Origin of the sequence: Nonomuraea rubra (genome assembly GCF_014207985.1) — a bacterium.
Lineage (GTDB): Bacteria > Actinomycetota > Actinomycetes > Streptosporangiales > Streptosporangiaceae > Nonomuraea > Nonomuraea rubra.
On sequence record NZ_JACHMI010000001.1, the window covers coordinates 7,915,712 to 7,937,385 of the forward strand.

The following is a 21,674-nucleotide window of genomic DNA, read 5'->3' on the forward strand; positions in this document are numbered from 1 at the left end:
ACCCGTTCAGGTGGTGAAGGCGTCGCGCTGGATGGCGTACAGGTCGGCGTACGGGCCGGGGCGGGTGACGAGGTCGTCGTGGGTGCCCTGCTGGACGATGCGGCCGGCGTCGAGGACGACGATCAGGTCCGCCGTCCGGACCGTGGGGAAGCGGTGCGTGATCAGGAGGGTGACGGCGCCGGGATGGCGGCGGGCGGCCTCGGCGTAGCGGGCGAAGACGGCGCTCTCCGCCGGGGCGTCGAGTGAGGCCGTCGGCTCGTCCAGGACGAGGAGGAGCGGGGAGCTCCGCATCGAGGCGCGCGCCAGGGCGAGCTGCTGCCACTGACCGCCCGACAGGCGGTGACCGCGTTCGAAGGTGTCGCCCAGCTCGGTGGACAGGCCGCCGGGCAGCGCCGCGACCAGACCGGCGGCACCCGCGCGGGCCAGGGCCTCCTCCACGGCACGCCGGTCGCCAAGGCGAGGCAGGTCGCCCACGCCGACCGTTTCGGCGGCGGTCAGCTCGAAGCGTGCCAGGTCCTGGAAGACGGCGCTGATGCGCTGCCGCCACTCCCCCGGTGCCAGGGCGTGGAGGGGGACGTCGTCCGCCCGGATCTCGCCCCGGTCCGGGTGGTAGAGGCCGCACAGGAGCTTGGCCAGAGTGGTCTTGCCCGAGCCGTGCGCTCCGACCAGGGCAATCGTGGCGCCGGCGGGCAGGTGCAGGTCGAGGTCGTGCAGCACCTGACGGCCGGTGCCGGGGTAGGTGAAGGACACCTGGCGCAGGGTGATGCCGCTGCTCAGCCGCTCCGGCGGGCCGAGGGCGGGCGACCGGTGATCGGCGTTCCGGGCGGGCCGGGCAGCTCGGCGGGCGTAGCCGCGGAGCCAGGTCAGCCGGCCGGTGGCGCGCAGCCCCGCGGCGACCGAGCCGGCGTGGAACGCCAGCCGCGACGCCTGGGTGACGAACTGCACGCCGACCGTGGCCACCAGCACGAGGTCCCCGGCCGTGGCCGTCCCCTGCCGCGCCAGCCAGGCGGTGCCGGCGAGGGCGAGGACGTACCCGGCCAGGAACGTGGCCGAGCCCGCGAAGGTGAGGAGCCCCGCCCGGACCCCGGCCCGCGCCTGGACGGCCGACACCTCCTCCCAGTGCCTTACGGCCAGCTCGTCCAGGGCGGCCGCGGCGCCGCTGAGCCGTACCTCCTTAGAGGGCTCGGCGCCCGTGGCCGTCTCGGACAGCTCCCGCTCCAGGCGGGTGGTCTCGGCGGTGCGTTCGGCGGCGGCGTCGAGCCGGCGGGCGGCGCGGCCCCGGACGAGCAGCGACGGCACGACGGCACCCCCGAGCACCAGTGGCAGCAGCGGATGCACGGCGGCCATCAGCGCCACGCCCAGCCCGATCTGCACCGCGTGCTCCGCCACCAGGGCCAGCGCCCACACCGCGAAGTAGAGCTCCCGGCTCTCCTCGTGCAGCGTCTGCAACCGGTCCAGGTACGCCGGCCGCTCCAGGTGCTCGATCGTGGGGACGCCGGAGGTCAGCGTGAGGATCTCCGCCTGAACGGCCACCCCCATCCGCTCGGCCAGCTCCTGCATCAGGGCCAGCTCGGCCCGCCCCAGCGCGACACCGGCCGCCAGCGCGCCGCCCGCCGCCAGCGCCCAGAGCGCGGCCTGGACCGGCCGGCCGGCGGTGGCGGCGTCGGTCAGCTCCCGCAGGAAGACGCCCACCAGGCCGTGGCCGGCCGCGCCCGACAGGAGGAACGCGGCCAGGACGAGCCCGGCCCGGCGATCCGTCCGCCAGGCCAGGATCAGCAGGGTGCGCAGGGTGCCCCACGTGGTGCCCCGCCCGGGCGTCATCGCCCGTCCCTCGTGATCAGGTCCGCCTGGAGGCGGTACCAGTGCGCGTACCGGCCGCCCGCGGCCATCAGCTCGGCGTGGCCGCCCTGCTCGGTGATCGCCCCGCCCTCCAGGACCACGATCCGGTCGGCCCGCCGGACGGTGGCGAAACGATGCGAGATGAGCACCATGGTGCGGCCCCCGGTGCCGTCCAGGAGCCGTTCGAAGACCTCCCGCTCGGCGCGGGCGTCCAGGTGGGCGGTGGGCTCGTCCACGATCAGGGCGCGGCTGGGATCGGCGTTCATGGCGTACACGGCCCGCGCCAGCGCGACCTTCTGCCACTGGCCGCCCGACAGGTCGCGGCCTCCGGTGAAGGCCCGCGACAGCGGCGTGCCGAGCCCGCCGGGAAGGAAGTTCAGCAGGTCGAGGGCGCCGGCCGACTCCAGTGCCGCCAGCACGTCGGCGTCCGTCCCCTCGAACGAGGGATCCCCGAGCCGGACGTTGTCACGCAGCGAGAGGGGGTAACGGACGAAGTCCTGGAACACCACGGCCGCCGGGCACGTGGTGGCGGTGCCGAGCCGCGGGGTGTAGAGGCCGGTGAGCAGCTTGACCAGGGTGGTCTTGCCGGCGCCGTTGCGGCCGACGACCGCCAGCCGCTCCCCCGGCCGCACCCGCAGGTCAAGCCGGTCCAGGACGGGCGCGGCGGCGTGGGGGTAGGCGAACGTGACGCCGGTGAGATCGATGCCGCCGTGCCCGGCGGGTGGTGGCGCGGGCACGGGCGCCAGGAGGCGGGTGACGGCGCGGAACGGCTCGGTGCCGTACGCGACGTCGAACATCTGGTGGCCGCCGGCCCCGTACGCGAAGACCAGCAGGGCGGCCACCACGCACTGCGCCAGCGCCCCCGCCTCCAGCCACCCCGCCCCGGCCTGCCGGCCCAGCACGGCGAACGTGCCGCACGCGGCGGCCGCCTGCACCCCCAGCACCCACCCGTACCCCCGGACCACGGCCCGCCGCCCGCGCGCCTGCGGGGCGAGGTACGCCCGCATCGCCGCGACGTACCGCGCCACGAAGAACGACTCCAGCCCGAACACGCGGATCTCCTTGGCGACGCCCCCGGGGCCTCCCGCCACCCCGGCCAGGTAGTCGGCCCGCCGCCGGCGCCGGGCCTGACCGGCGCTGTCGGCCAGTGACTCCACTCCCCCGGGGCCGACCAGCATGGTCTCGATGCGCCGGTTCTGGGCCAGGGCGAGCACGAGCGCGGCACCCCCGAGCCACCACACGTGCGCGGACAGGACGGCCGCGCCCAGCACCGCCGAGGCCAGCCGGCCCGCCTCCCCGGCCGCGGCCACCGCCGCCGCGCCCGCCGTCCTGCCCCGGTGCCCGTGGAGCGCCAGCCGCACGTCCGCCTGCACCAGCGGGCTCTCCAGGCGCTCCAGCGGCATGGCGACCGTCGCCGCGCGTACCCGCGCGCGCAGCACCCCGTCGATCCCGCGGGCCACGGCGGCTCCGGCGGGTTCGCGCAACGCCGTGCAGAGCTCCTGCGCCAGCAGCGCCGCCAGCAGCAGCGCGGCCGGCGCGACGAGCCCGCCACCCGAAGCCAGCAGGCCGAGCGGGACGGTGCCCAGCGGCCCCAGCACCGCCGCGCCCGTCACGAGCACCGCGAACGGCGCCACCCGCCGCGCTCCGGCCAGCGGCAGCAACCGCATCAATTCAATGCGACCACATCGGTCTGACATGGATGCGACGGTAACCCGGCCACCCCGGGAGGGTCAAACCGATGGGCTCACACCGGAGAAGAACCCGGCCAGCGCCGCGGCCACCCCCTCCGGGTCGTTCTCCATCGGGATGTGACCCGCCCCCGGGACGCGCACGAGCCGCGTGTTCGGCATCTCCGCGGCGAACCTCTCGGCGTGACGCACCTCCTGGAAGGTGTCCGCGTCCCCCCACACCAGCAGCTTCGGCGTCTCGTCGGCCCGCAGCGCGGGCACCAGGTCCAGGGTGTAGCGGCTGTCGGCCGCGCCCGCGAGCGCCATCCACGACCGGGCGACCCGGGGGTCGGTCCACGGATCGAGGTACTCGGCGATCTCCCCCTCACCGGCCGGGCGGGCCAGCGCGGTGGTGACCGCCTTGCGCCGCGCCGCCAGCAGGTCCTCCACCGTCGTGGCGGCCACCACCGCGGGATCCCGGTACCGGGCGACGGCCGGCACCGGCCACGAGTCGTACATCACCGCGTTCACCAGCGCCAGCCTGCTCACCTTCGCGACCCCGCCGGCCAGCACGTGCTGGGCGATCCCGCCGCCGATGTCGTGCCCGGCCACGGCCAGCGGCCCGTCCACCCCGAACGCCGCCGCGAAGCGGCCCACCCACGCCGCCAGCGCGGGAACCGTCGCCGTCTCCGCCGTCAGCTCCCCCTCCGACCGGCCCAGCCCCGGCAGGTCGACCGCGACCGGCCGCAGCCCTGCCGCCGCCAGCCGGTCGAGCACCGGCTCCCACACCCTGCTCCAGTACGTGCCGTGCAGCAGCAACACCACGGGCCCTCGCTCGCCGGCCGTCAGATAGCTGGCCCGCCGCCCGTCCACCTCGATCGTCATGCGCGTCGACATGGCATAACGATGATGTTCTGCCAACCGCCCGGTCAAATACCATTTAAGGTATGTCGGTATGACGTTAGCGCAGCTCAGAGTGCTGATCGCGGTCGCCGAGCAGGGCGGGTTCACCGCCGCGGCCGAGCTCGTGGGCATGTCCCAGCCCGCCGTCAGCCGCGCCGTCGCGAGCCTGGAGCGGGAGCTGGGCGCGGCCCTGTTCGTCCGCCACCGCGACGGCATCGCCCTCACCGAGGCCGGCCGCCGCGCGCTCGCCCGGGCCCGCGAGGCGCTGCGCCACTTCGACCTCATCCGCGCCGACGTGGCCGCCGCCAGCGGGCAGATCACCGGCGAGCTGCGCCTGGCCAGCCTCCCCAGCGCCACGGGCACGCTCGTCGCCCGGCTGCTGCGCGCGTTCACCGACCGCTACCCGCAGGTCAAGGTCCGCCTGTTCGAGGGCGTGGACGACGACATCCGCGCCTGGCTGCAGCGCGGCGCGGCCGAGGTCGGCGTGGTCACCCTGCCCGCCCCCGGCCTGCACACCGCGCACCTCAGCACGCACGACATGGTCAGCGTGCTGCCGGCCGGCGACCCGCTCGCCGCCAAGGCGGCCGTGCACCTGTCCGACCTGGCCGGGCGGCCGTTCATCCTGACCACCGCCGGCTGCCGGCCGCTGATCACGGGCGCGGCGCTGGCGGCCGGGGTGTCGCTGGACATCGCGTTCGAGGCGAGCGGGCCGGCCGCCATCCTGGAGATGGTGGGCGCGGGGCTCGGCGTCAGCATCGTGCCCGCGCTCGGCCTGCCCGCCGGCCTGCCCGGCGTCGTCACCCGGCCGCTGGAGCCGGGGATGACGCGGACGCTGGCGCTGGCCGTCCCGTCGCTGGAGGACTGCGCGCCCGCGGCGCGTGCCTTCCTGGACGAGCTGAGCGCCTTTACAATGTAGATTTATTGGGTGGGGTGCAAAATGTTCGCGGGCCGTGTCGATCCGCATCACAGCCGTTCGACGCGTCGGTGAGCCGGTACGCAACCGAAGGAGACACCGATGAAGTTCATGATCGTGGGCAAGGCGAGCGCCGAGACCGAGGCCGGGGCGCTGCCCAGCCAGGAGGTGGTCGACAACATGCACGCCTACAACGAGTCGCTGACCAAGGCCGGGGTGCTGCTGACGGCCGAGGGGCTCTACCCCAGCTCCCAGGGGGTCCAGATCGCCTACAGCGGCGGCAAGGCGACCGTGCTCGACGGGCCGTTCACCGAGGCGAAGGAGCTCATCGCCGGGTTCTGGCTCATCCAGGTCAAGTCGCGCGAGGAGGCCGTCGAGTGGGCCCTGCGGGTGCCCGTGCCGCCGGGGCACGACGGGGTGGGGCTGCAGGTCTACCGGGTGTTCGACGCCGCGGACGTACCGGACGACTCGCTGCCTCCCGAGGAGCGTGCCCGCGAGGAGGCCCTGCGCGAGCGCCTGGGCGCGGACAACCCCACCACCTGAGCCGCCCGTGGCCCGCCGGCGGCCGCGCGCCCGAGCAGGCGGCGCCCGCCCAGGTTGCGTGGGCGGGCGCCCGGCTGGTCTCATGGCCCGGTGACGGCTTCAGACACCCACCGTGCCATCGAGGCGGTCTGGCGGATCGAGGCGCCCCGGCTGATCGCCGGGCTCGCCGGGCTCGTGCGCGACGTCGGCCTCGCCGAGGAGCTGGCGCAGGACGCGCTGGTCGCCGCCCTGGAGCAGTGGCCGGAGTCGGGCGTGCCGCGCAACCCGGGCGCGTGGCTGATGACGGTCTCCAAGCGCCGCGCCATCGACCTCATCCGCAGGAACGAACGCCTCCAGCGCAACCTCATCGAGCTCGGCCACCGCCTCGACCTGGAGGAGGAGCCGCCCGAGATCGACGAGATCGAGGACGACCTGCTGCGGCTGGTGTTCACGGCCTGCCACCCCGCGCTGTCGATGGAGGCCAGGGTGGCGCTGACGCTGCGCGTGCTCGGCGGCCTGACCACCGACGAGATCGCACGGGCGTTCCTGGTCCCGGAGTCCACGGTCGCCCAGCGCATCGTGCGCGCCAAGCGCACGCTGGCCGACAGGCGGGTGCCGTTCGAGGTGCCGCAGGGCGCCGAGCTGGCCGGGCGCCTGTCGTCGGTGCTGGAGGTCATCTACCTGATCTTCAACGAGGGGTACTCCGCCACGGCCGGCGACGACTGGATGCGCCCGGGCCTGTGCGCGGACGCGCTACGGCTGGGCCGCGTGCTGGCCGGGCTGATGCCCAAGGAGCCCGAGGTGCACGGCCTGGTCGCGCTCATGGAGATCCAGGCGTCCCGCTCGGCCGCCCGGGTCGGCCCGGAGGGCGAGCCGATCCTGCTGCTGGAGCAGAACCGGGCCCGCTGGGACCGCCTGCTCATCGGCCGCGGCCTGGCCGCGCTCGACCGGGCGGAGGAGCTGTCGGGCACGCTGGGGCCGTACACGCTGCAGGCCGCGATCGCCGCCTGCCACGCGCGCGCCCTCACCCCGGAGGACACCGACTGGGTGCGGATCGCCGCCCTGTACGAGGCGCTGGCCCGGATGTCGCGCTCGCCGGTGGTGGAGCTCAACCGGGCGGTGGCCCTGTCGATGGCCTACGGCCCGGCGGCCGGGCTGGAGCTGCTCGACCAGATCGTGGCCGAGCCGTCGCTCAAGGGCTATCACCTGCTGCCCAGCGTACGGGGGGATCTGCTGTTCAAGCTGGGCCGGCTGGAGGAGGCGCGGGCGGAGTTCGAGCGGGCGGCGGGGATGACGCGCAACGCCCGCGAGCGCGCCCTGCTGGAGGAGCGCGCCACCGCCTGCCGGAACGGGTGAGACTCAGGCCAGGGGCACCCGCACGATCGGCACGCCGTTGTAGTGGGCCTCCCAGGCCGTGGCGCCGGCCAGCCTGAGCGGCTCCTCGATCATGAAGGCGGCGTCGCCGGCCGACCACCTCCGGACCCGCCCGCGCACCTCCTCCACCTCGATCCGGCCGACGAGGTTGGTGATCACCGTGGTGCCGTCCACCATGCCCGAGTGGCACGTGAACGGCGGGTGCCCGCCGGGGCTCGCCGCGAACGCCCGGCTCAGCCCGCCGCGGATGCCCTCGGCCGCCGCAAGCAACCGGTCGGGTGGGTGCACATATCCGGGCAGCAGCTCGCGAAGCAGGTGCCGCTCGTCCTCGCCCTCCTCGCCGAGGACGTCCTCGATGGTGTCCTCTAGGTCGAACCTCGACACCCGGGCGGCGCCGAGCCAGGAGATGAACACGTCCACCGCGCCCACGGTAGACCCTTCGCCCTGGTGACCGGACCTCGTGACCGGCGGAAAGGGGCGGTGGTGCGGGCGACATGCCCTTGATGTGACACGAAAAGTGCCTCTTGAGGTGGGAGCGCTCCCAATCGGCTCTTTGGGGCGTTTATCCCCATAAAGCCAGTTTCACCTGTCCAAACTGCACCATTGGTAACGGTTACGTTTCGCGGGATTGACGTGCACACCCGCTGAGTGCACCCTTTGTGGGAGCGCTCCCAAAGACTCCCACCGCGGCGGAGCGCGTGCCGCGGTGCACTCCCCCAACATTCACCCGAGAAGGGGTCCACCATGATGATCAGCAAGCGTCGCGGCGGTATCGCCGCGGCTTCGGCCCTGGCCGCGGTGGCGCTTACCGTCGCGTCCTGTGGTTCCGGCGGCACTTCGGAGTCCAGCGCTCCCGCGTCGTCCGCGGCGGCTCAGCCCGTCACGATCCGGGTCCAGACGTTCGGCGGCGGCGAGAACTTCGGCTACAAGAACGCCATCGCCAAGTGGAACGCCGAGCACAAGGACATCCAGATCAAGCACGAGAACCTCACCGACCAGTTCGAGCAGCAGTACTGGCCGCAGATGATCCAGTGGCTGACCTCGGGCTCCGGTGCGGGCGACGTGGTCGGCATCGACGAGGGCGGCATGGGCCTGGCCAAGGCGCGCTCGGAGTGGTGGGCCGACCTGAAGGAGTACGGCCTGGAGTCCCGCAAGGCCGACTTCCCGGCGTGGAAGTGGGAGAACGGCGTCGCCGCCGACGGCAAGCTGTTCGGCCTGGGCACCGACATCGGCGGCATGAGCATCTGCTACCGCAAGGACCTGTTCGAGAAGGCCGGTCTGCCGTCGAACCGCGACGAGGTCAGCGCCCTGTGGCCGACCTGGGACGAGTTCATGAACGTCGGCAAGAAGTTCCAGGGCAAGGTCAAGGACACCAAGTGGGCTGACGGCACCAACACGCTGTACCAGGTCGTCCTCTACCAGGAGGCGGCCAAGAACGGCAACGTCAGCTACTTCGACACGAGCAACAACCTCATCGTCGACAAGAACCCGGCCGTGAAGACGGCCTTCGACTTCGCCCAGAAGATGACCCAGCAGGGCCTGACCGCCAAGCTGCGCAACTTCACGGACGAGTGGGCGACGGGCACCCAGAAGGGCTCGTTCGCCACGCTCGGCTGCCCCTCCTGGATGCTCGGCGTGGTCAGCGGCAACGCCGGCGACGACGCCAAGGGCCAGTGGGACGTGGCCTCGGTGCCCGGTGGCGGCGGCAACTGGGGCGGCTCGTGGCTGGCCGTGCCGAAGCAGACCAAGCACCCGAAGGAAGCGGCCATGGTGGCCGACTACCTGACGCAGGCGCAGACACAGGCGACCGTCTTCACGGACTTCGGCAACATGCCGAGCAACACGAAGGCGCAGCAGGACCCCGCCGTCCAGGGCGCGAAGAACGAGTTCTTCAACGACGCCCCCATCGGTGAGATCTTCGCCAAGTCCGCGGCGAGCCTCCAGCCGGTCTTCCTCGGCGTGAAGCACGCCCAGGTCAAGAACGCCATCGAGTCGGTCATCCAGGGCATGGACGACGGCTCCGTTGCCCACGACAAGGCCTGGCAGCAGCTGGTCGACGACGCGGTGAAGGCCGCGGGCTGATCATCCCCGCCCGGCCCGTGAGACGCGGGCCGGGCATGTTGCCGCCGAAAGGTCTGTTATGAGCCTCGACACCCTTCCGCGGGCGTCACGGAACACCCACCGCCGTGAACGCCCGCCCGGCCGCCGCTGGCGTTCCCGACTGGACGTCAAGGCGATGCCGTACGCCCTGGTGTCTCCCTACTTCCTGCTGTTCGCCGCCTTCGGGCTCTTCCCGCTGGCCTTCACGCTCTACTACTCGCTCTACGACTACGACCTGACCGGGACCACGGAGTGGGCCGGGCTGGGCAACTACACCGCGCTCCTGGGTGACGACGACTTCTGGCGGGCCACGGTCAACACGGTGGCCATGTTCCTCATCGCCACGGTCCCCCAGATGTTCCTGGCCCTGTTCCTGGCCAACGCGCTGAACAAGCACATGAGGTTCCGCCTGCCGATCCGGATGAGCGTGCTGCTTCCGCTCGTCACGTCGGTGGTCGCGGTCGCGGTGGTGTTCACGCAGCTGTTCGCCCGCGACTGGGGTCTGGTCAACTACCTGCTTGGCCTGTTCGGGGTCGACAACACGAACTGGCGGGCCGAGCGCGTCCCGTCGTGGATCGCGATCGCCACCATGGTCGACTGGCGCTGGACCGGCTACAACGCGATCATCTTCCTGGCCGGCATGCAGACGATCCCGCGCGACCTGTACGAGGCGGCCTCGATCGACGGCGCCTCGCGGCGCAGGCAGTTCTGGCAGATCACGCTGCCGATGCTGCGCCCGACCATGATCTTCGTGGTGCTCAACTCCACGATCGGCGGCCTGACGCTGTTCTCGGAGCCGATGACGTTCTACAACGGCAACCCCGACGGCGGCTCGCAGGGCCAGTTCCAGACGGTGGCCATGTTCGTCTACAAGGAGGCCTTCCGGGAGTTCGACTACGGCTACGCCTCCGCGGCCGCCTGGCTGCTGTTCCTGCTGATCCTCATCGGAGCAGCGATCAACTTCCTGTTCGTGCGCAGGATCGGGGGCACGCGATGACCGTCTGGAAACCGACCGTCCTCACCAGGGTTCTGCTGGGGCTGGCCATCTTCGTCTCGGCGTTCCCGCTGTACTGGATGCTGGTCATCGCCTCGCGGACGAACGCGGACGCGGTGGCCTCGCCGCCGAAGTTCCTGCCGGGCGGGAACCTGGGCGACAACATCGTGCGGGTCCTCACCCACCCGGAGGCGCAGTTCCTGCTGGGCCTGACGAACTCGTTCATCGTGGCGAGCATCGTCACCGTCTCCGTCATCCTCATCTCCACGCTGGCCGGCTTCGCCTTCGCGAACCTGAACTTCAAGGGCCGCAACGCGCTGCTGCTGCTCGTGCTGCTGACGATGGCGGTGCCGCTGCAGCAGATGGGCGTGGTGCCGCTCTACCGGCTCATGGTGAGCCTGGAGTGGACCAACACCCTCAAGGCGGTCATCCTGCCGTACCTGCTCAACGGGTTCGGCGTGTTCCTCATGACGCAGTACACCCGGCAGTCCGTGCCGATGGAGCTGGTCGAGGCCGCCCGCGTGGACGGCGCCGCCACGCTGCGCATCTGGTGGAACGTCGTGCTGCCGGCCGTACGGCCCGGCATGGCCGTGCTCGGCATCAACACGTTCATGCTCATGTGGAACGACTACATGTGGCCGCTGATCGTGCTCAACCAGGAAAACCCGACCGTGCAGATCGCGATCAACGGGCTCAACGCGAGGTTCTCCACGGAGTACTCGCTGATCTTCGCTGGCACGGCGCTGTCCATCATCCCGCTCGTGCTGGTTTTCGTCCTCTTCGGCCGTCAGATCGTCGGCGGACTCATGGAAGGTGCGGTCAAGGCGTGACGACTCAAGAAGAACAGACGCGTGCCGAGCTGCGCTTCCCCGCGGGCTTCGCGTGGGGGGCCGCGACGTCGGCGTACCAGATCGAGGGGGCCGTCGCCGAGGACGGGCGCGGCGTGTCGATCTGGGACACCTTCACCAAGACGCCGGGCCGGGTGCTCAACGGGCACAACGCGGACGTGGCCATCGACCACTACCACCGCTACCGGGACGACGTCGCCATCATGGCGGACCTGGGCCTGTCGGCCTACCGGTTCTCCGTCTCCTGGCCCCGCATCCAGCCGGCGGGGTCCGGCGCGATCAACCAGAAGGGCCTGGACTTCTACAAGCGGCTCTGCGACGAGCTGCGCCAGCACGCCATCGACCCGTGGCTGACCCTCTACCACTGGGACCTGCCCCAGGAGCTGGAGGACAAGGGCGGCTGGCCCAACCGCGACACGGCCTACCGCTTCGCGGAGTACGCGGCGGCCGTGCACGACGGGCTCAAGGACTACGTCCACACCTTCAGCACGGTCAACGAGCCATGGTGCGCCGCGTTCCTCGGCTACGCCTCGGGCGAGCACGCCCCGGGCAGGCGCGAGCCGGAGAACGCGATCAGGGGCGCGCACCACCTCAACCTGGCTCACGGGCTGGCCGTCCAGGCGATGAACGCGCGCAGGGTCGGCGGCTGCGTGAACCTGTACGCCATCACCCCGGAGACCGACAGCGAGCGCGACCTCGACGCGGCCCGCCGCATCGACGGCCTGCAGAACCGCTTCTTCCTGGACGCGCTGCTGCTGGGCCGCTACCCGGAGGACGTGCTGGCGGATCTGCCGTTCGACAAGGACTTCATCGAGCCCGGCGACATGAAGACCATCAACGCGCCCATCGACGTGCTGCTCGTCAACTACTACAGCCGCTTCACGGTCTCGGGAGCACCGGGAGGCGCGCAGTCGGCGGCGGCGGCACCCACGGACTCGGGGTCTCCGTGGGTGGGCAGCGAGCACGTCTCGTTCGTCAACGGCGGCCGGCCGGTCACCGCGATGGGCTGGGAGATCGACGAGGGCGGCCTGGTGGAGATCCTCACCAGGGTGGCGCGCGACTACCCGCCGATCCCGATGGTCGTCTCGGAGAACGGCGCGGCCTTCGAGGACGTGCTTGACGACGGCCGCATCCACGACCGGGAGCGGCTGGCGTACGTGGAGGCCCATCTGGGCGCCTGCAAGCAGGCCATCGACGCGGGCGTGCCCCTGGAGGGGTATTTCGCCTGGTCACTGATGGACAACTTCGAGTGGGCCTGGGGCTACGGCAAGCGGTTCGGCCTGGTCCGCGTGGACTTCGAGACGCAGGAACGGCTGGTCAAGGACAGCGCGCTCTGGTACTCGGAGATCATCCGGCAGAATAGGCGCCATGAACCGACCGACTCTTGAGGCAGTCGCGGCTCGGGCCGGGGTAGGCCGGGGCACGGTGTCTAGAGTCATCAATGGCTCGCCGAACGTCAGCGCGAAGGCCCGCGAGGCCGTCGAGCTGGCCATCCGCGAGCTGGGCTACGTGCCCAACCGTGCGGCGCGGGCGCTGGTGACGCGCCGCACGGACACTGTGGCCCTGGTGGTGTCCGAGTCCCAGTTCCGGGTCTTCGACGAGCCGTACTTCGCGGGCACGATCCGCGGCATCGGCTCGGCGCTGGCCGAGACCGGGTTGCAGCTCATCCTGGCGATGGCGCGCACCCCGGAGGAGCACGCGCGGCTCGAGCACTACCTGACGGGCCAGCACGTCGACGGCGTGCTGCTGCTGTCGCTGCACGGCGCCGACCCGCTGCCGGGCAGGCTGGAGGCGATGGGCGTGCCGACCGTGCTGGGCGGCCGCCCCGTCGGCCTCGACCCCTACAGCTACGTGGACATGGACAACAGGGCCGGGGCCCGGCAGGCGGTCAAGCACCTGCTGGGCCTGGGCCGCAGGGCGATCGCCACGATCGCCGGGTCCCAGGACATGGGCGTGGGTGTCGACCGTCTGTCGGGCTACCGCGACGCGCTGCTGCCGTCGGGCCTGCCGGAGCTGGTCGCGTACGGCGACTTCTCCGAGCACAGCGGCGCGGCGGCGATGCAGGAGCTGCTGCGCACGCATCCCGATCTCGACGCCGTGTTCGCCGCGTCCGACCCGATGGCCCTGGGCGCGATGCGCGTGCTCAAGGCCGAGGGCCGGTCGGTCCCCGGTGACGTGGCGGTGATCGGGTTCGACGACTCCAAGGCGGCGCTGCACGCCGATCCGCCGCTGACCACCGTGCACCAGCCGACCGAGGCCATGGGCCGGCAGATGGCGCAGCTGCTGGTGGCCAGGATCAACGGCGAGGAGCTGCGCCAGCCCGTCGTGATCCTCGACACGCATCTGGTGCGCAGGGAATCGGCCTGAGAGGGCCACTCCGGTGCGCAGGGAATCGGCCTGAGAGGGGTCACGTGGACAGCAGGACCAAGCGCCGGTTAACGGACGCCGAGCTCGGCGCGCTGGTGCGCCGCGCGGTCGGCGCCGACGTCACGTCCGCGACCGAGCTGACCGACGGCTACGCCAACGCCGTCTGGCGGCTGAAGCTGGACGACGGGCGCGAGGCGGTTCTCAAGCTGTCTCCCCCGCCCGAGCTGGAGCAGCTCAGCTACGAGCGCAACCTGCTGCGCATGGAGGCCGCCGCGATCGGGCTGGCCGCCGCGGCGGGCGTGCCCGTGGCGGGGCTGCTGCGGGCGGGCTACGACGACCCGGTGCTCGGCGGCGACTACCTGCTGCTGGCCGCGCTCGACGGCGTGTCGTGGAACGACGTCAAGCCGGACAACCACGCGGAGCTGCGCAGGGAGCTGGGCGGGCATCTGGCCAGGTTCAACGCGGTGACGGGCGAGGTGTTCGGCTACCCGCACGCCGGGATCACCGGCGCGACATGGCGCGAGGCGTTCCTGGCGATGGCGGCGGCGCTGCTCGGCGACACGGAGCGTTACCCGACGCCGCTGCCGCTGCCCGCCGGGGAGGTCATGGCCGTGTTCGAGGCCGCGGCGCCGGCGCTGGACGAGGTGACGACGCCGCGGCTGGTGCACTTCGACGTGTGGGCGGGCAACGTCTTCCTCGACCTGAGCGGGACGCCCCGGATCCAGGCGATCATCGACCACGAGCGGGCCTTCTGGGGCGACCCGCTGGCCGAGTTCGTCACGCCGACGATCTTCGGTGAGCTGGCGGAGGACGATCCGCTGCTGGCGGGGTACCGCGAGGTGACCCCGCTGGAGCTGACGCCGGCGGCGCGCACCAGGCTCGACCTCTACCGCGCCTACCTGTACCTGATCCTGCTGGTCGAGAACGGACCCCGGCAGTACCCGGAGAACGAGTACGCCAGGGTCCGCGATCTCGCGACGGCGTCACTGAGCGACGTGCTGGACCGCCTCGCACGCACGTCCTGACGGCGTCACGGACCTGCGTGCCGGACCGCCCGCACACACGGACACCGGCCGCTGTGCCGGACCGCTACGCAAGCGCGGTCACTGGCCTGCGCGGCAGACCGCCTGCACGCACGGTCACCGGCCGGTGTGCTGGACGGCTTCGTAGGCGCGGTCGGACGGGCGACCGGCGGACAGGTCGCCGCAGCGGCTGCCGCCCTTGATCGTGTTCGGCACGCCCAGGTCGGCGGGTGTGTTCCCGGGGCAGGCGAGCGCGCCCTTGATCGTGCTGCCCGACAGGATCGGCGCCGTGTTGCCGCTGAGCAGCGCGGCGCCGCGCACGTCGGCGCCCACGATCGTCACGCCGGAGGCGCCGCTCACCGCGAGCGCGCCGTCCACGCGGGCGCCGAGCAGGTGCACCTCGGCGGGCCTGGCCGCGCTGAGCGCCCCGGTGATCCGGCCGCCGGTGACGACCAGCGACGCGCCGGGCCGCACCGTGACGGCCCCCGTGACCTGGGCGCCGTCGAGGCAGGTGACGCCGCCGGTGACGGTGAGCGGGCCGCGGTGGGTGCCCGTGACGGTCCTGGTGCAGGCGGGCGGCGGGGCGATGGTGGTGACGGTGAAGCTCTTCGCCTTGCCGTAGTTGCCGGCGGCGTCGATCGAGCGGTACTCGACGACGTGCCTGCCGCGCGGCAGCTTGCCGTACACGAGGGAGTCGATCACTGTGCCCTGCTCGGAGAACGTCCAGGGCAGCTCCGACGAGGTGGGCCAGCCGAAGTAGTTGAACCAGCCGTCGCCGTCCACCCGCGACTCCGACACCACGTACCCGTCGCGGTCGTCGGTGCCGGTGAGCCGCATGGTGAAGGGGCCGTTGTAGACGTAGGTGTCGCCGGACGACGCCAGCGGCCGTGACAGCTCGTACGCCGTGCGCGGCCCGGTGGCGTCTACCGTCCAGGTGAGGGTCCTGCCGCCGAGGGTCGCGGTGAGCGTGCCCGGCTTGGCGTCCAGCTTGCCCAGGTCCAAATCGGTGCCCTCGTAGGTGCGGCCGTTCAGGGTCCAGGTGACCTCGGGGACGGTGGCCGCGGGGTGGGTGGTCTCGACGTAGACGACGTCCTCGCGGCCGAGCGGCCGGTCGGTGGGCGTGGAGGAGACGAACGCGGGCTCCAGGCCGTCAGGCGGGGTGGTGATCGCCGTGTCCACGGTCCAGGTGCGGGTCCTGGTCATGGCGGTCCTGATGGCCGGGTCGCGGACGAACCCGGTCGGGTCCGAGACGGTCGCGGTGACGATGTGCGTGCCCGGGGCCAGGCCGAGCGTGCGCAGGTCGAGGGAGTCGCGGTCGCCGGGCAGGTCCTGGCCGTCCACGGACCAGGTGGTGACCAGGGAGTGGCTGACGGGGCGCATCGGCTCGACCCAGAGCACACGGTCGGCGCCGACCGGCGCGCCGGCGGGGGTGGCGTCCTGGATCAGCATGGTCTTGGCGGTGATGCGCTGGGTCATGACCTCGCGGCTGACCTGGTCGAAGTAGTAGCCGAGGGTCTTCATCATCGAGTGGGCGCTGGGCCGCCACACGCCGGCCGTGTAGTACAGGCCGCCCTCGTAGCGGCCGATCGGGCCGCCGGACTCGCTGGGCTCGCCCAGCCAGCGCCACCACTTCCTGCGCTGGTCGAGCATCTCCTGCTCGGTCAGCAGCGTGTGGTGGGCGCTGGACGGCTCGGGCCCGGCGTACGTGCCGCCGGGGACGCCGCGCTGGTAGTAGTCGTACTCGTCCTGGAGGCCGCCCAGGGAGTGGCCCAGCTCGTGCGGGCTGATCAGGGCGGACATGCTGTTGCTGCCGGAGGCGGTGGCGTACGAGCCGCCCGCGCCGCCGTACGTGCCGCTGTTGCCCAGGGCGAGGATCTGCCGGTTGCCCGAGGCGGTGCCGGTGACCAGGTCGGCGTAGCGGGTGGCGGCGGCGTTGTCCATGGTGATCAGGCGCTGGACGCTGGCGGGGTTGCAGCGGCCCCAGAAGCCCATGCCGAGCGGCGTCGTACGGCGCGGCGCGTCGAGCCCGGGGTCACAGCTGATGCCCGACTCCCCGGAGACGATGTCGACGCGGTAGACGTTGATGTAGTTCCGGTAGGACTTGAACGGCTCGATCGACCACATCACGTTCAGGTGCCGGTCGGCGTCGGCACGGAACTTCGCCTGCTCGGCCTCGGTGTAGCCGTCACCGAGGATGATCAGGTTGAATCTCTTGGCCGGGGCGCCCGTCACCTGGACGGGCACGACCGTGGCCGAGCCGGGTTCGGCTGCTGCTGAGGCGGGTGCCGCTGGGGACACGCATAACAGGGCGGTGGCCAGTGTCAGGGCGGCGAAAATACGCATGATCGAACTATCGGGCCGCCGGGGCCGCCCGTCCATCCCCGCCCGTCCCTTCCCGGCCGATCACGCCTCGGGCAGCTCGGCCAGCATGATGGGCTGCGTGGTGGGCCGCTCGGAGCCGCCGGCGGGCTCGACCGTGAGCGCGACGCGCCCGTCCCGGTCCTGCGGGGTCAGCATCATGGGGTGGCTCACGCCGTCCTGCCGCCGGTCGAGCAGGCCGGCCGCGCGTGGCCCGTCCGGGCCCATGAGCCACAGCTCGTACCCCTTGGTGGCGGGCAGGTCGGCCAGGCCCGACGAGGTGAACACCATGCGGCCCAGCTCGCGCGAGATCACGACGGTGGCGGTGCCGCCGGTGGTGACCTCCTCGCGCATGGTCCTGGCGTCGGGCGCGGCCAGCACGCTGACCAGCTCCTCGTTCCTGGTGCTCAGCTCGCCCAGGTCGCGGCGGGCGTCGTAGGCGACCACGCCGGACACGGCGGCCGCCGCGGCGGACACCGCGACCAGCACCGCCGCCACTCGCGTCCGCCTCCGCCGCAGCGGCACCACCTGCCCCCCATCGGCCGTGACGGGAACCTCCGGCCCCATCCGGTAACCGGACTCGCCCGGCGACAGGCCGGACGCCGCCGGCCGCTGAACCTCTCCCGGGGAGCCGGGCGCCCCGGACCGCCAGGCCTCCCCCTGCGACAGGCCGGGCGTCGCCGGCCGCCGCGCCTGTTCCGGTGCGGGCGTGCCGGGCCGGCGCATCCAGGCGGTCGGGCCGTCGTCGTGTGCCTGCCGCGGCGGGTCCTCGAAGCCCCGTGACCGGGAGGCGGCGTCGAGCAGGCGCCGGCGAAGGGCGGCGGGCGGCCGCTCGGCCACCGTCTCCGCCAGCCTCGCGGCCGTCTCCCGCAGCTTGCGCACCTCGGCCGCGCACGTGCCGCACGCATGCAGGTGCTTCTCGAACAGCACCCACTCGGCGTACGGCAGTGCGTGCACGGCGTAGGCGCCAGAGAGGGTGTGGAGTTCGTCCTTCATTTCCACTCCCTGTGTGTGAGAGGCGGCTCACTGCATGTACTTCGATGGCTCGGGCACGCCGGATGGCCGTGGGCCTTGCTCATTTCGGAGGAGATGGCACAATCTCATTAGGTGATGAATTATGGGATGCGTGATAGCGGGCGGTGGGCCCGCCGGAGCGATGCTCGCCCTGCTGCTGGCCAGGTCGGGCGTCGAGGTGACGCTGCTGGAGAAGCACGGTGACTTCCTGCGGGACTTCCGGGGTGACACGATCCACCCCTCGACGCTGCAGGTGCTGGACGAGCTGGGGCTGGCGCGGGAGTTCCTGGAGCTGCCGCACCGCAAGGCGTACGACCTCAGCCTGGTGACCGACAGGGGCGACGTGCGGATCGCGACGCTGCGCCGGCTGCCGGGCCGCTACCGGTACATCGCGTTCGTGCCGCAGTGGGACTTCCTCGACCTGATCACGTCCGCCGCCGCGCGGTACCCCGGGTTCCGGCTGCTGATGAACGCCGAGGCGACCGGTCTCGTACGCGAGGGCGGGGTCGTGCGCGGCCTGCGCTACCGGGACGCCTCCGGCGAGCACGAGATCAGGGCGGAGCTGACGGTCGCCGCCGACGGGCGGCACTCGGTGCTGCGCGAGCGGGCCGGTCTCGTGCCGGAGGACGTGGGCGCGCCGATGGACGTGGTGTGGTTCAGGCTGCCCCGCGAGCCGGGCGACCGCGACGACACGTTCCTGCGGATCTCGCCGGGGCACATGATGGTCGCCATCAACCGGGAGAGCTACTGGCAGCTCGCCTACCTGATCCTCAAGGGCGGCTACGACGAGATGGCCGGGCAGGGCATCGACGCGCTGCGCCGCCCGGTGGCCCGGCTGCTGCCGTGGCTGGCCGGCCGGATCGGGCAGCTCGAGTCGTACGACGACGTCAGCGTGCTGACGGTCGCGATCAACCGGCTGCGCCGCTGGCACCGGCCCGGGTTCCTGTGCATCGGGGACGCCGCGCACGCCATGTCGCCGGTGTTCGGCGTGGGCATCAACCTGGCCGTGCAGGACGCCGTGGCCACCGCGAACCTGCTGGCAGGGCCGCTCAGGTCGGGCGCGCCGATCCCCGAGTCGGCGCTGCACCGGCTGCAGCGCCGGCGCATGCTGCCGACCAGGGTCACGCAGGCGGCCCAGCGGCTGGTGCAGAACCGGCTGATCAGCCCCGCGCTGACCCGCCGGTTCGACCCGTCGGGGCTGCCGCGCGATCTGACGAGGATCCCGGTGCTGAACCAGGTGGCGCCGCGCTTCATCGGCCAGGGCATCCGGCCCGAGCACGTCACCGTAAAGGAACGTTGACCATCCCTGGGTCCGTCCGCGGATAACCGCATTCTCACAACGTGGACAAGAGGGTCGGTGGGGCCGAGCCAGTGGAATACCCTCGTATCTCGTGAGCAGCAATCTAGTGGATCTCGATTCCTGGCGAGCACTCCCCGCGGCGCAGCAGCCCGACTGGCCGGACCGCGGAGAGCTCGACAAGGTTGTCGCCGAGCTCGGCGGCCTGCCCCCGCTGGTCTTCGCCGGCGAGTGCGACCAGCTCAAGGAGCAGATGGCCGCGGTCGCCCGCGGCGAGGCGTTCGTCCTTCAGGGCGGTGACTGCGCCGAGACCTTCGCCGGCGCGACGGCCGACAACGTGCGCCAGAAGTTGAAGACGTTGCTCCAGATGGCCATCGTGCTGACGTACGCGGGCCGGGTGCCGGTGGTGAAGATCGGCCGGGTGGCCGGGCAGTTCGCCAAGCCGCGTTCCAAGGGCACCGAGACGCGGGGCGGCGTGGAGCTGCCCGCCTACCGGGGTGACATGGTCAACGGGTTCGACTTCACGGAGGAGGCGCGCAGACCCGACCCGTGGCGGCTGCTCAAGGCGTACCACTCCTCCGCCGTGACGCTCAACCTGGCACGCGCCTTCACCAAGGGCGGCTACGCCGACCTGCGGCAGGTGCACGCGTGGAACCAGGACTTCGTGGCCGAGTCGCCCGCCGGGCGCCGCTACGAGCAGCTGGCCAGGGAGATCGACCAGGCGCTGGCGTTCATGCGGGCGTGCGGGGCCGACCCCGAGGAGTTCCACACGGTCGAGTTCTACTCCTCGCACGAGGCGCTCATCCTCGACTACGACCGGGCGCTCACGCGCATCGACTCGCGGACGGGGCTGCCGTACGACGTGTCGGCGCACATGGTCTGGATCGGCGAGCGCACCCGCCAGCTCGACGGCGCGCACGTCGACTTCTTCTCGAGGATCCGCAACCCGATCGGCGTCAAGCTCGGCCCGACGACCTCGCCCGACGAGGCGCTGGCGCTGATCGACAAGCTCAACCCGGCCAACGAGCCGGGCCGGCTCACGTTCATCACCCGCATGGGCGCCTCCAAGATCCGCGAGCACCTGCCCGCGCTGGTCAAGGAGGTCACCGCGACGGGGGCCAGGGTGGCCTGGATCTGCGACCCGATGCACGGCAACACGTTCGAGGCGCCGAGCGGGCACAAGACGCGCCGCCTCGACGACGTGCTCGACGAGGTGGCCGGCTTCTTCGAGGTGCACCGCTCGCTGGGCACGCACCCGGGCGGCATCCACATCGAGTTCACCGGCGACGACGTGACGGAGTGCGTGGGCGGCGGGTTCGAGATCGGCGAGACCGACCTGGCCACGCGCTACGAGACGGCCTGCGACCCGCGCCTCAACCGCGGCCAGTCCCTCGACCTCGCCTTCCGCGTGGCGGAGCTCTACCGCGGCTGACCCGGGGCCGGACGCCTGCTGTGCCCGGTGCGGGCCGGAGGGAACTCCGGCCCGCGTCGGTGTCATCACAGCCCGTTCGAGTGATTTACCTCTCATTTCCAGGTAAACCGAATTCCCGATATTCCTGCACGTTCCGGAGCTATGATCACCCCGAAAAGAGCCCATTTTTCGGGAGAAGATGTGGACAGTGCTCCGGAGGGGGTCGACCCCAACGTCCCCAACGTCGCGCGTATGTACGACTACTACCTCGACGGCAAGGACAACTTCGCCGCGGACCGGGCGGCGGCGGAGCAGATCCTGAAGAAGTTCCCGGACACCAAGGTGGGCGCCCGCGCCAACCGTGCCTTCCTGCGCCGCGCCGTGGGCTACCTGGTGGACCAGGGCGTGCGCCAGATCATCGACCTCGGCGCCGGCCTGCCGACCCAGGGCAACACGCACGAGATCGCGCCCGACGCCCGCGTCGTCTACGTCGACTACGACTCCGTGGTGTGCGTGCACGGTAGGGCGCTGCTGGCCAGGAAGGACAACGTCGACTTCCTGCAGGCCGACGTGCGCGAGCCGGACGCGCTGCTCGACAAGCTGGGCGGCCTGGTGGACTTCGAGCAGCCGGTGGCGTTCCTGGCGCTGGCGATCCTGCACTTCATCCCCGACGAGGTCGCCTACGACGTGGTGGCCAAGCTGCGCAAGGCGAGCGCGCCGGGCAGCCATCTGGTGATCAGCCACGCGGTGGACCCCACGCCGGACGTCACCCCGCAGGCGCTGGAGATCTACAAGAAGGCCACGGCCTCGCTGAACCTGCGCACCCGCGAGGAGATCCTGCGCTTCTTCGAGGGCTACGAGCTGGCCGAGCCGGGGCTGACGTTCCCGAACGGCTGGCGCCCCGACGACCCGTCCGCGCCGGGCAACGGCATCAACTTCGGCTACGTCGGCGTCGGCCGCAAGCCCGCCCACTGAGGAACCGCCGGACAGCACTGAGGAACCGCCGGAAGCACTGAGGGACCGCCGGAAAGCACTGAGGGAACGC

18 protein-coding genes are annotated in these 21,674 nt (G+C 71.9%); 12 read left to right on the plus strand and 6 right to left on the minus strand.

Annotated features, from left to right (window positions below):
- Positions 1 to 6 precede the first annotated feature (6 nt).
- From HD593_RS35945 to HD593_RS35955, 3 genes are all read right to left on the minus strand, one after another.
- Positions 7 to 1,821, minus strand: a complete 1,815-nt coding sequence (locus HD593_RS35945; protein ID WP_185106373.1) for an ABC transporter ATP-binding protein — start codon at positions 1,819 to 1,821, stop codon at positions 7 to 9.
- Entirely contained in the window at positions 1,818 to 3,506 is a 1,689-nt protein-coding gene (locus HD593_RS35950) for an ATP-binding cassette domain-containing protein (RefSeq protein ID WP_185106374.1), read from the minus strand. The genes HD593_RS35945 and HD593_RS35950 overlap by 4 nt, the downstream gene beginning before the upstream one ends.
- A 63-nt stretch (positions 3,507 to 3,569) precedes the next feature.
- Complete coding sequence (locus HD593_RS35955; protein ID WP_185106375.1) at positions 3,570 to 4,403, minus strand: alpha/beta fold hydrolase; 834 nt, start codon at positions 4,401 to 4,403, stop codon at positions 3,570 to 3,572.
- Positions 4,404 to 4,461: 58 nt separating this feature from the next.
- On the opposite strand from HD593_RS35955, the gene HD593_RS35960 reads away from it, so the two are divergent.
- The 3 genes from HD593_RS35960 (at position 4,462) to HD593_RS35970 (ending at position 7,200) form a co-directional block, all read left to right on the plus strand.
- The gene (locus HD593_RS35960) at positions 4,462 to 5,325 is read left to right on the plus strand and encodes a LysR family transcriptional regulator (RefSeq protein ID WP_185106376.1); all 864 of its coding nucleotides are present in this window, start codon (positions 4,462 to 4,464) and stop codon (positions 5,323 to 5,325) included.
- Between the two features lie 99 nt (positions 5,326 to 5,424).
- A complete protein-coding gene (locus HD593_RS35965) occupies positions 5,425 to 5,865 on the plus strand; it encodes a YciI family protein (RefSeq protein ID WP_185106377.1) in 441 nt (146 codons plus the stop codon).
- 90 nt (positions 5,866 to 5,955) lie between these two features.
- The gene (locus HD593_RS35970) at positions 5,956 to 7,200 is read left to right on the plus strand and encodes an RNA polymerase sigma factor (RefSeq protein WP_185106378.1); all 1,245 of its coding nucleotides are present in this window, start codon (positions 5,956 to 5,958) and stop codon (positions 7,198 to 7,200) included.
- Between the two features lie 3 nt (positions 7,201 to 7,203).
- Here HD593_RS35970 and HD593_RS35975 read toward each other — a convergent pair whose 3' ends face one another.
- Positions 7,204 to 7,638 (minus strand): hypothetical protein, encoded by a 435-nt coding sequence (locus HD593_RS35975; protein ID WP_185106379.1) that lies wholly within the window; start codon positions 7,636 to 7,638, stop codon positions 7,204 to 7,206.
- 324 nt (positions 7,639 to 7,962) lie between these two features.
- Between HD593_RS35975 and HD593_RS35980 the strand changes: the two genes are divergently transcribed.
- The 6 genes from HD593_RS35980 to HD593_RS36005 are packed head-to-tail and all read left to right on the plus strand — an operon-like array spanning position 7,963 to position 14,552.
- Positions 7,963 to 9,300 carry an ABC transporter substrate-binding protein gene (locus HD593_RS35980; protein WP_185106380.1) on the plus strand — a complete coding sequence of 446 codons (1,338 nt, stop codon included), beginning with the start codon at positions 7,963 to 7,965 and terminating at the stop codon, positions 9,298 to 9,300.
- Positions 9,301 to 9,358: 58 nt separating this feature from the next.
- On the plus strand, positions 9,359 to 10,315 hold the full coding sequence (locus tag HD593_RS35985; protein ID WP_185106381.1) for a carbohydrate ABC transporter permease: 957 nt from the start codon (positions 9,359 to 9,361) through the stop codon (positions 10,313 to 10,315).
- Positions 10,312 to 11,142, plus strand: a complete 831-nt coding sequence (locus tag HD593_RS35990; RefSeq protein WP_185106382.1) for a carbohydrate ABC transporter permease — start codon at positions 10,312 to 10,314, stop codon at positions 11,140 to 11,142. Before HD593_RS35985 ends, HD593_RS35990 begins: the two co-directional genes overlap by 4 nt.
- Positions 11,139 to 12,548: a GH1 family beta-glucosidase gene (locus HD593_RS35995; RefSeq protein WP_185106383.1), complete on the plus strand. Its 1,410-nt coding sequence runs from the start codon at positions 11,139 to 11,141 to the stop codon at positions 12,546 to 12,548. Before HD593_RS35990 ends, HD593_RS35995 begins: the two co-directional genes overlap by 4 nt.
- Positions 12,529 to 13,527, plus strand: a complete 999-nt coding sequence (locus HD593_RS36000; RefSeq protein WP_185106384.1) for a LacI family DNA-binding transcriptional regulator — start codon at positions 12,529 to 12,531, stop codon at positions 13,525 to 13,527. The genes HD593_RS35995 and HD593_RS36000 overlap by 20 nt, the downstream gene beginning before the upstream one ends.
- Positions 13,528 to 13,571: 44 nt before the next feature.
- Positions 13,572 to 14,552 (plus strand): phosphotransferase family protein, encoded by a 981-nt coding sequence (locus HD593_RS36005; RefSeq protein WP_185106385.1) that lies wholly within the window; start codon positions 13,572 to 13,574, stop codon positions 14,550 to 14,552.
- 114 nt (positions 14,553 to 14,666) lie between these two features.
- Here the strand turns inward: HD593_RS36005 and HD593_RS36010 are convergent, their stop codons facing one another.
- Together HD593_RS36010 and HD593_RS36015 are read right to left on the minus strand one after the other, a co-directional pair.
- Positions 14,667 to 16,892 (minus strand): M64 family metallopeptidase, encoded by a 2,226-nt coding sequence (locus tag HD593_RS36010; protein WP_185106386.1) that lies wholly within the window; start codon positions 16,890 to 16,892, stop codon positions 14,667 to 14,669.
- A 60-nt stretch (positions 16,893 to 16,952) separates the two neighbouring features.
- On the minus strand, positions 16,953 to 17,903 hold the full coding sequence (locus HD593_RS36015; protein ID WP_185106387.1) for an anti-sigma factor: 951 nt from the start codon (positions 17,901 to 17,903) through the stop codon (positions 16,953 to 16,955).
- 121 nt (positions 17,904 to 18,024) lie between these two features.
- Between HD593_RS36015 and HD593_RS36020 the strand changes: the two genes are divergently transcribed.
- From HD593_RS36020 to HD593_RS36030, 3 genes are all read left to right on the plus strand, one after another.
- Positions 18,025 to 19,221, plus strand: a complete 1,197-nt coding sequence (locus HD593_RS36020; protein ID WP_185106388.1) for an FAD-dependent oxidoreductase — start codon at positions 18,025 to 18,027, stop codon at positions 19,219 to 19,221.
- A 91-nt stretch (positions 19,222 to 19,312) separates the two neighbouring features.
- Entirely contained in the window at positions 19,313 to 20,650 is a 1,338-nt protein-coding gene (locus HD593_RS36025; protein WP_185106389.1) for a class II 3-deoxy-7-phosphoheptulonate synthase, read from the plus strand.
- Between the two features lie 180 nt (positions 20,651 to 20,830).
- The gene (locus HD593_RS36030) at positions 20,831 to 21,604 is read left to right on the plus strand and encodes an SAM-dependent methyltransferase (RefSeq protein WP_312903948.1); all 774 of its coding nucleotides are present in this window, start codon (positions 20,831 to 20,833) and stop codon (positions 21,602 to 21,604) included.
- Positions 21,605 to 21,674: the final 70 nt, after the last annotated feature.

Coding starts and splice junctions, on each gene's coding strand:
- HD593_RS35950 (WP_185106374.1), bottom strand. CDS start 3,506: ATGCGGTTGCTGCCGCTGGCCGGAGCGCGGCGGGTGGCGCCGTTCGCG.
- HD593_RS36020 (WP_185106388.1), top strand. CDS start 18,025: ATGGGATGCGTGATAGCGGGCGGTGGGCCCGCCGGAGCGATGCTCGCC.
- HD593_RS35965 (WP_185106377.1), top strand. CDS start 5,425: ATGAAGTTCATGATCGTGGGCAAGGCGAGCGCCGAGACCGAGGCCGGG.
- HD593_RS35985 (WP_185106381.1), top strand. CDS start 9,359: ATGAGCCTCGACACCCTTCCGCGGGCGTCACGGAACACCCACCGCCGT.
- HD593_RS35990 (WP_185106382.1), top strand. CDS start 10,312: ATGACCGTCTGGAAACCGACCGTCCTCACCAGGGTTCTGCTGGGGCTG.
- HD593_RS36015 (WP_185106387.1), bottom strand. CDS start 17,903: ATGAAGGACGAACTCCACACCCTCTCTGGCGCCTACGCCGTGCACGCA.
- HD593_RS35980 (WP_185106380.1), top strand. CDS start 7,963: ATGATGATCAGCAAGCGTCGCGGCGGTATCGCCGCGGCTTCGGCCCTG.
- HD593_RS36000 (WP_185106384.1), top strand. CDS start 12,529: ATGAACCGACCGACTCTTGAGGCAGTCGCGGCTCGGGCCGGGGTAGGC.
- HD593_RS35955 (WP_185106375.1), bottom strand. CDS start 4,403: ATGTCGACGCGCATGACGATCGAGGTGGACGGGCGGCGGGCCAGCTAT.
- HD593_RS35960 (WP_185106376.1), top strand. CDS start 4,462: ATGACGTTAGCGCAGCTCAGAGTGCTGATCGCGGTCGCCGAGCAGGGC.
- HD593_RS35945 (WP_185106373.1), bottom strand. CDS start 1,821: ATGACGCCCGGGCGGGGCACCACGTGGGGCACCCTGCGCACCCTGCTG.
- HD593_RS36010 (WP_185106386.1), bottom strand. CDS start 16,892: ATGCGTATTTTCGCCGCCCTGACACTGGCCACCGCCCTGTTATGCGTG.